Annotated in this window: 5 protein-coding genes and 1 pseudogene; 3 read left to right on the top strand and 3 right to left on the bottom strand. The window is 74.4% G+C overall.

Features of this window, described 5'->3' with window-relative positions:
* Positions 1-102: 102 nt before the first annotated feature.
* Positions 103-550, bottom strand: a pseudogene (locus MW084_RS20305) (class F sortase); the annotation flags it as partial.
* 326 nt (positions 551-876) lie between these two features.
* Positions 877-1,524, bottom strand: a complete 648-nt coding sequence (locus MW084_RS20300) for a hypothetical protein (protein WP_010471437.1) — start codon at positions 1,522-1,524, stop codon at positions 877-879.
* Between the two features lie 260 nt (positions 1,525-1,784).
* On the opposite strand from MW084_RS20300, the gene hmgA reads away from it, so the two are divergent.
* From hmgA to MW084_RS20285, 3 genes are read left to right on the top strand one after another with little or no spacing between them, the layout of a single operon-like run.
* Positions 1,785-3,119 (top strand): homogentisate 1,2-dioxygenase, encoded by a 1,335-nt coding sequence (hmgA, locus tag MW084_RS20295; RefSeq protein ID WP_010471435.1) that lies wholly within the window; start codon positions 1,785-1,787, stop codon positions 3,117-3,119.
* A 47-nt stretch (positions 3,120-3,166) separates the two neighbouring features.
* Complete coding sequence (locus tag MW084_RS20290) at positions 3,167-3,916, top strand: GntR family transcriptional regulator (RefSeq protein WP_010471433.1); 750 nt, start codon at positions 3,167-3,169, stop codon at positions 3,914-3,916.
* A 43-nt stretch (positions 3,917-3,959) separates the two neighbouring features.
* A complete protein-coding gene (locus MW084_RS20285; protein ID WP_010471431.1) occupies positions 3,960-5,207 on the top strand; it encodes a type ISP restriction/modification enzyme in 1,248 nt (415 codons plus the stop codon).
* A gap of 81 nt (positions 5,208-5,288) precedes the next feature.
* On the opposite strand, the gene MW084_RS20280 is transcribed toward MW084_RS20285, so the two are convergent.
* Entirely contained in the window at positions 5,289-8,108 is a 2,820-nt protein-coding gene (locus tag MW084_RS20280; protein WP_010471429.1) for an FG-GAP-like repeat-containing protein, read from the bottom strand.
* Positions 8,109-8,368: the final 260 nt, after the last annotated feature.

The following is an 8,368-nucleotide window of genomic DNA, read 5'->3' as shown; positions in this document are numbered from 1 at the left end:
AAGGACGGCATAGTGGNTTNATGGGNGTTTCTTGGGNTCGGAAANGCACCNACGGGANNGGCATGGGGGCGGGCCCGCTCCCGGAGGTGCGGGCCCGCCGTGTCACGCCCTGCGGGCGTCGGTCCGGACCGTGTCGACGAGGTGGGCGAAGACGACGGTGTTGGCCGTGTACCCCTTCCGCCGGTCGAAGGTGCCGCCGCAGGTGAGCAGGCGCAGTTCGGGCCGCTCCGCCTGCCGGTACACCTCCCGGTCGGGGAACTCGTCCTTGTCGTACGTGCGGACGCGGTCGACCGTGAACACCGCGGTGATCCCGTCGGCGCGCTCGACCCGGACGGTGTTGCCGGGCTTGAGCGCGTGGAGGTTCAGGAACACGGCCGGGCCGGTGCGGGTGTCGCGGTGGCCGACCACGATCGCGGTGCCCTCCTCGCCGGGCGAGGCGCCGCCCTCGTACCAGCCGACCAGCTCGGGGTGGTCGACCGGCGGGGAGCGCAGCCGCCCCGCCCCGTCGAGGTCCAGGCGCATGACCGGGGCCTCGACGGTGAGGGCCGGGNNGGCGAGCCGCTCGGGCGGCGAGGGCGGGNGGGGNGGCGGNNCNGCATGGCCGGCACCCCGTCCGGCGACACCTCGACGCTCATCTGCCGTCCGGCGCCTCCTTCCGTCCGCGGGCCGGCCGGCCGGCCCGCCTTCGACTCGGCGGTGGGCGGCGGCGNNGGGGCCGTGGACGCCGGCCGCTGCGGCGCCGCCACCGGGGCGGGTCCGGGCGGCTCGCCGCCCTGGGCCCACCGGACCCCGCCGAAGACCAGCAGCACCAGCACCGCCGTCCTGGCGAGGCGGAGGAGACGGCGCTGCCGGCGGTCGAACCGTGGGTACCGGGGTCTACGCGGCGCCATGGGCGCGGCGGCGACGGCGGAGGAGGACCAGCCCGGCGGTTCCCGCCAGGCCGGCCGCGAGCGCCGCCCCGGCGCCGAGCGTCGAGGTGTCGCCGGACGGGGTGCCGGCCATGCCGCCGCCGCCCGCGCCCACGCCGCCCTGCGGCTCCTTGTAGTCCCGTCCGCCGTCCTGCCGGTCCTCCTGCTTGCCGTCCTTGCCGTCCTTGCCCTCCTTGCCGTGGCCACCCTCGGGGCAGTCGACGCGGAAGGTCTTCATCCTGGCCGGCCCGACTGCTCCGGCGAAGGTCCAGGTGAGCCGGTACTGGCCGTCGGGCAGCTTCAGTTCGGTGGACTGGCCGGTCCCCGTCGGGGTGAGCGTGATCGTCCCCTGGACCGTGGGGTCGCCGGCCTCCAGCGGCTGCGGGGTGAGGGTGTAGGCGACCTGCTGCAGCCCGGCGAACTCGAAGGCGGCGAGGTAGAAGCGGCACACCTTGGACTCGCTGCGCTGGTCGAGCGGCGGCGTGCCGATGTTGTGGATCTTGACGTCTCCGTTGTCGCCGGGCTGGGCGACGGCGGCGGGCGCGCCGGTGAGGGCCAGGCCGCCGAGGGCGAGACCGGTGACGGCGGTGCGCAGGAGTGGTCGGGACGTGATCATGGCGGGTTCCTCCACGAGGATGTCGTACAGATCACCCGATAATCGGACTATTCGTCACCTTCCTTGCGGGAGTCGCGCGGCGCGTCGCCACCGGTTCGCCCGGTCGGCCCACCCCGCGCCGCCGGACGGCCGGCGGAGGCCGCCGGGCCGCGTCGGCCGGCTCCGGACGGGCGCGGCATTCCCGCGGTCCGCCCCGTTGACGCGGGCGGCCCGAAATCCTACGGTCGTCCATAGGATTCCATGAGCAGCAGGAGCGTGCGATGAGCGTGGGCGACGCCGTACCGGCGGACGAGCAGACGAGGAAGACCGCCGAAGGCCTGGAGTACCTCTCCGGCTTCGGGAACGAACACCATTCGGAGGCCGTTCCCGGGGCCCTCCCCCTGGGCCGCAACTCCCCGCAGCGGGCGCCCCTCGGGCTGTACGCGGAGCAGCTCAGCGGCAGCGCCTTCACCGAGCCGCGGTCCCACAACCTCCGTTCCTGGCTGTACCGCATCCGCCCCTCGGCGGCGCACCCGGCGTTCACCCGCGCCGACAACGGCGCGCTGCGCTCGGCGCCCTTCACCGAGACCGTCCCGGACCCCAACCGACTGCGCTGGAACCCCCTGCCGGACCCCGCGCCCGGCACCGACTGGCTGGCCGGCCTGTGGACGCTGGGCGGCAACGGCGACGCGGCGCAGCGCACCGGCATGGCCGTGCACCTGTACCACGCCAACGCCTCCATGGAGCGCGTGTTCAGCGACGCGGACGGCGAGCTGCTGATCGTCCCGGAGCGCGGCGGGCTGCTGCTGCGCACCGAGTTGGGGCTGCTCGCCGTGCGCCCCGGCGAGGTGGCGCTGGTGCCCCGCGGCGTCCGCTTCCGGGTGGAGCTGCTCGACGGGACGGCCCGCGGGTACGTGTGCGAGAACTACGGGCAGCCGTTCCGGCTCCCCGACCTCGGCCCGATCGGCGCCAACGGCCTGGCGAACCCGCGCGACTTCCGGGCGCCGGTCGCCGCGTACGAGGACGTGGAGGGCCCCGTCGAGGTCGTCAACAAGTACTGCGGGAACCTGTGGCGGGCCGAGTACGGCCACTCCCCGCTGGACGTCGTCGCCTGGCACGGGAACTACGTCCCGTACGTCTACGACCTGCGGACCTTCAACGTCATCGGGACGATCAGCTACGACCACCCCGACCCGTCGATCTTCACGGTGCTCACCTCGCCGACCGACACGCCGGGGCTGGCGGGCGTGGACTTCGTGGTGTTCGCGCCGCGCTGGCTGGTCGGCGAGGACACCTTCCGGCCGCCGTACTTCCACCGGAACGTGATGAGCGAGTACATGGGCCTCATCGAGGGCGCGTACGACGCGAAGGCGGAGGGCTTCGTGCCCGGCGGCGGCTCGCTGCACACCATGATGTCCGCGCACGGGCCCGACCGGGAGACGTTCGACAAGGCCAGTGCCGCCGAGCTGAAGCCGCAGAAGGTCGACGACGGACTGGCCTTCATGTTCGAGACCCGCTGGCCGATCACGACCACCGCCCAGGCGGCGGAGGCCGAGCACCTGCAGCGGGGCTACGACGGCGTGTGGCAGGGTCTCGAGCGCCACTTCCGCCCGTAGAACGCCGCCGCGAGGCCCCCGGCCGCACGCGGCAGTACGGAGACACCGTGTCCGCCTTCGCCCCCGACTCCCTGGCCCTGAACCGGAAGCTGCCGCTCTGGTACCAGGTGTCCCAGTCCCTGCGCGCCTCGATACTGGGGCGCTCCCCGGACGCGCCGCTGCGGCTGCCCACCGAGGAGCAACTCGCCGCGCACTACGGGGTGAGCGTGCTGACGATGCGTCAGGCGCTCAAGGAGCTGGAGCAGGAGGGCCTGATCAGCAGGCACCGGCGGCGCGGCACCTTCATCGAGCCGGGCGCCCGGCGCAGCGCCCCGCGCCGGGTGCTCGGCTCGGTCGACGCGATCGTGGCGCAGCAGTCCGGCGAGCGGACGACGGTCCTCGGGTACGGGGCGGCGGCGGTGCCCGGGGAGCTGGCGGAGCACTTCCCGGACGTGGCGCAGGTCGTCACGTACCGGCGGCTCCGCCGGGACGTGGAGACGGGCGAGCCGACGAACTGGGCGGAGAACGCCGTCCGCCCGGAGCTGGCGGACCGGATCGACGTGGCGGACCTGGAGCGCTGGCCGATGACGAAGGTGCTGCGGGACGCGGTCGGGGTGCGCATCAGCCGGATCACCGACACGGTCGAGGCGCGGCTCGCCGACCCGGTGACGGCGGAGCTGCTGGAGGTCCCGCTGCTGTCGCCGATCCTCCACTACACGGGCGTGACGTACGACGAGGACGGCCGCGCGGTGGACGTGGCGCGCATCCGCTACCGAGGCGACCGGTTCTCCTTCACCGTCACCGTCGAGGCGGACTGAGGCCACCGCCGGGGCGGACCGGGCCCGCGCGGACGGCACTAGCATGCAGCGCGTGAACGCGGACGTGCCCCTCGACGACGTGTCCCCGGACGCGCCCTTCGGCGACGCGCCCCTGCTCGACGACCTCATGCCGTGGTCCGCGCCGCCGCCGCGGCTGGGCCGGGAGTGGGTGACCGCCCCGGACGCGGGCACGCTGCGGGCCCGCTGGGACGCGCTGCTGGCGGCCGGCGGCGCGGAGCGCGAGGCACTGTTCCGGCCGAGCCGGGCGCGCACGCCGCGCAGCGCGGTGGCCGCGCTGCCGGGGCAGCGGACCGGGACGGTGCGCCTCGCGCGCGAGGACGGGCCGTGCCCGGAGCCGGTGCGCGTCGCGTACGGGCCGTTCGACGAGCGGTGGCTGCTGCCGGACCACCGGCTGATCGACGCGGCGCGCCCGGAGCTGTGGCGGGTCGCGGACGAGCGGCAGGTCTTCGCGGTGGAGCAGGGGTACGTGCCGGGGGCGGCGGGTCCCGCGCTGCTGGTGACGGCCCCGTTGCCGACCGGCCGCTCCCCCGCGGGGCGGCCCGGCCGGATCCGCCCCCTGTACCGGCGGCCCGGCGGCCGGGAGCCGAACGCCGCCCCGGGCCTCGCGGCGCTGCTGCGGGAGCACCACGGCCGGGAGCCGTCCGCCGGGGACCTCCTGGCGTGGGCGGCGGCGGTGCCGTCCCCGGCCGGGTGCCGGGTGCCGCTGGCGCGCGACCCGGAGGTGTGGGCGGCGGGCGTGGCGCTGGGCCGCCGGATGGTGTCGGTCCACCTGCGCGGCGCGCGGGGCGGGGAGCGCCCGCGCCTGCCGGGCGGGCGGCGTCCCTACGTACGGGCGGCGCTGCCGCCGTGGCCCCGGACGCTGGAGTACGACGCCGGGAGCGAGGTCCTGCACGTGGACGCGGGGCGGATCGCGCCGGTCCCGGCGGAGGCGTGGGACTACCGGGTGGGCGGGGTGCGGGTGCTGCCGCTGTGGTTCGAGCGGCGGACGGCGGATGCGGAGCCGGGCACCCTGGAGGCGATCCGCCCGCCGGCCTGGCCGCCCGCGTGGACGTCCGAACTGCTGGAGCTGATCACCGTCCTGGCGCTGCTGGGCGCCCTGGACGGGGAGCGCGACGCGCTCGCGGAGCGGCTCCGGCCGGTCGGCGCGGCGCTCACCCGCGCCGACCTGTACGGGGCCCGGATCCTCCCCCACCCGCCGTCCGCCCGGCGCCCGGCCTCGGTCCTGGACCACCGCGAGGAGGGCCCGGAGGGGCAGTTCGCGCTGCTGTGAGGGGACCGGCCCGGATGCCGGGCGCCNGGNNNNCGGCCGCGCCCCGCGCCCGGGGGCGACGGGGCGCGGCCGGCCCGCGGGTCAGATCCGGACCCGGTGCCCGGGGGCTCCCACCCCGGCGGCTATCTGGCCGAGCTTCGTCCAGCCTCCGTGGCCGTCGCCGCCCTGGTTGAGGAACGCGCGGACCGCCCCGTTGTCCTCGACCACGAGATAGTCCGCCCTCCCGTCGGCGTTGATGTCGGCGAACCGGACCTGACCACCCGACCAGTCCGAACCCGTCGCTATCTGGCCGAGATCCGACCAGCCGCCGTGCCCGTCGCCGCCCTTGTTGAGGAACGCACGGACCGCACCGTTCTCCCCGACCACGAGATAGTCCGCCCTCCCGTCGGCGTCCACGTCGGCGAACCGGACCTGACCACCCGACCAGCTCGAACCCGTCGCTATCTGGCCGAGATCCGACCAGCCGCCGTACCCGTCGCCGCCCTTGTTGAGGAACGCACGGACCGCACCGTTCTCCCCGACCACGAGATAGTCCGCCCTCCCGTCGGCATCGATGTCGGCGAACCGGACCTGACCACCCGACCAGCTCCCGCCCGCGGCGATCCGGCCCAGTTCGGACCAGCCTCCGTGGCCGTCGCCGCCCTTGTTGATCCAGGCGCCGACCGATCCGTTCTCCCCGACCACCAGGTAGTCGGCCCTGCCGTCCCCGTCGATGTCGGCGAAGCACACCCGGCTTCCGGGGCCGGTGCCGGTCGCTATCCGGCCGTAGGCGGTCCAGCCGCCGTAACCGTCGCCGCCCCTGTTCAGCCAGGCGTCGACCGCCCCGTTGTCCCCGACCACCAGGTAGTCGGCCCTGCCGTCCCCGTCGATGTCCACGTCGTAGTCGGCGAACGGGGTGGTGCGCGGCGGGGCGGGCCTGACCACCACGTCCTCACTGATCATCCCGGCCTTCGCCACCCGCTCCACTCCCGAGTGGAACGCCTGCGCCATCTTGGCGTAACCGCTGTCGTTCGGGTGGAGCGTGTCGTTGAGGTCGGCGGTGGTCACCGCGGCCATGCTGACGAACTCCGCTTTGCGCCCCCTGGCCTTCAGCTCCTCGACCACGCGGGGCACCTGGGCGTTGTAGGCGCTGACCCTCGCCTGCACGGCGGGGTCGGACGAGGGCACCAGGGACGCGACGAGGACCACGGTGTCCGGGGAGGCCGTGCCGATCCGGTCGACCAGTTCGGCCAGCCGCTGCGGGGCGGAGTCCACCCGGTCGTTGCGGTTCATGTCGTTGGTGCCGATGTGCAGCAGCACCACGTTGGGTCGGGCGGCGGCCAGCCAGGTGTCGATGTTCGCCGTCAACTGGTCGATCTTCCAGCCCGAGTGGCCCTCGTGGTCCCGGTCCGGCAGCGTGCCGTCCTTGAGCGAGCCCACGAAGTCCACGGTGGAGGCGTGCCCGGCCAGTCTGTCCCAGAGCTGGGCGCGGTAGCTGTTGTACCCGGTGCCGCCGGCGCCCCAGGTGATCGAGTCGCCCAGCGGCATCACGGCGAGCCGGGGCACGCTCCAGTGCGCCGGCGTGCCGCCCCACCCGGGGGTGTCGCCGTGGTAGACGTAGCCGTTCATCGCCTGGACCGCGCTCAGCGGGTCGCCGTCCTTGTACTGGTCGATGGCGAGGAAGTTCGGCTTCTTGCGCGCGGCGGGCATGCAGAAGCGCTCGGCGCGGTTGCGCAGCTTCTCGTTGTCGGTCTCGTACGTCGGGGCCATCGGCACGTCCCGGAAGTGGTTCATCACCACCAGCCGGCGGAACTTCTCCTCCTCCTTGCCGAGCGGGACCTCCGACCAGCGGCTGTAGCAGCTCCAGTCCGACGACCCCAGGCCCAGGCCCATGGACCAGTAGTTCTCCGCCGTCCAGTCGTAGCCGTGCATGACGCCGAAGTCCTCGCGGCCGCCCCTGTCGGAGAAGAGGACGAGCCGCTTGCCGCTGTCGGCCATCTGGGAGACCTTGGGCCAGCCCTTCTCCCGCACCCCCTCGGTGCGGGGGTTGTAGATCAGCCCGGCCAGACCGGGGACCTGGTCCATGGCGTTCTTCAGCTGCGCGCTCGTGGTGTAGTCCTCGAAGAACACCGTGACCACCTCGCGGGGGTGGGCCCTCATCCAGTCGGCGACCGTGTTCAGCACGTCGGTCAGCGGCAGCAGGCGGGTGAGTCCGCACGAGCCGTGGCACAGGATGACCTGGCCGCCGGGAAGGTCCGGCGGCGCATGGATGTCCAGCATCAGGGCGCGGACGCCGTCGTCGAGCTGCCGCCTGATCGAGTGCGGCTGGTTGGGTGCCATCGCCCCCGGTGCGTCCTCGGTGTTGTTGTACGCGTTGTGCGCGGTCAGGAACGTCATCTGGTCGAACGTCGGATCGGCCGGCATCGGCGAGCGCGGCGGGTCGATCGGGGTGACGTACCAGCTCTCGTCCGTCTCCTGCCGCGTGGAGAGGTCGAGTTCGGCGGGGTCGTCCCCGGCCGGCCGGCCCTGCAGCCTGGTCTCCGTACCGGGAACGAAGATCTTGTACCACTCGCCCGCCTGGTGGCGGAACTCCCACTCGGTGTCGGTTCCGGAGCAGCCGAGGACCACTGGCCGGCCGGTGGACCTGCCCATGCAGAGGTCGGTCAGGGTGGCGTTGCGCACGCGGTAGTTGGCGCTGCCCGCGACCCTCTCGAACGTCCACTGCTGGTTGTCCTCGTCGCCCTTGGGGCGGGAGGTGCGGAGCAGGTCGCCGGTGGCGGAGAGGTTGTAGCCGCTGAAGCTGTTCTGGATGTAGAAGCGGCCGGTGGTCGAAGGACCGGCGGCACGGGCCGGACGGGTGTCCGCGGCGAGGGCGGCGACGGTCAGCAGTCCCGCCGTCAGCGCCACGACCAGTGCGTGCACGACCAGCCGGTACGACGGGCGCCTGGGGGCGGGGGGTGCGGAGCGGGCGGACGTCGCCGCCGGGGGCGTTCTCAAGGACAGGCCCTTTCGTGCTGTGGGGCCCACCGGTCACCGGTGGGGGTCGGGATGGTGCCGGGGAGACGCGGCCGGGGCCGGCTCCCGTCCGGGCCGCGGTGGCCCGCCCGGCGCGTAGGGATGGCCCCCGGCGGGCAGGGGCGGGCGCCGCCGGGAGGGCGACCGGCCGGCGGGCGGGGGAAGGG

It is taken from the genome of Streptomyces sudanensis (genome assembly GCF_023614315.1).
Lineage (GTDB): Bacteria > Actinomycetota > Actinomycetes > Streptomycetales > Streptomycetaceae > Streptomyces > Streptomyces sudanensis.
Note: the sequence above shows the minus strand (reverse complement) of the source record. Positions and strands in the feature narration are given on the sequence as shown.

Excerpts from the sequence above, each read along its gene's own strand:
- MW084_RS20300 (WP_010471437.1), bottom strand. The coding sequence starts at position 1,524 with ATGATCACGTCCCGACCACTCCTGCGCACCGCCGTCACCGGTCTCGCC.
- hmgA (WP_010471435.1), top strand. The coding sequence starts at position 1,785 with ATGAGCGTGGGCGACGCCGTACCGGCGGACGAGCAGACGAGGAAGACC.
- MW084_RS20285 (WP_010471431.1), top strand. The coding sequence starts at position 3,960 with ATGCAGCGCGTGAACGCGGACGTGCCCCTCGACGACGTGTCCCCGGAC.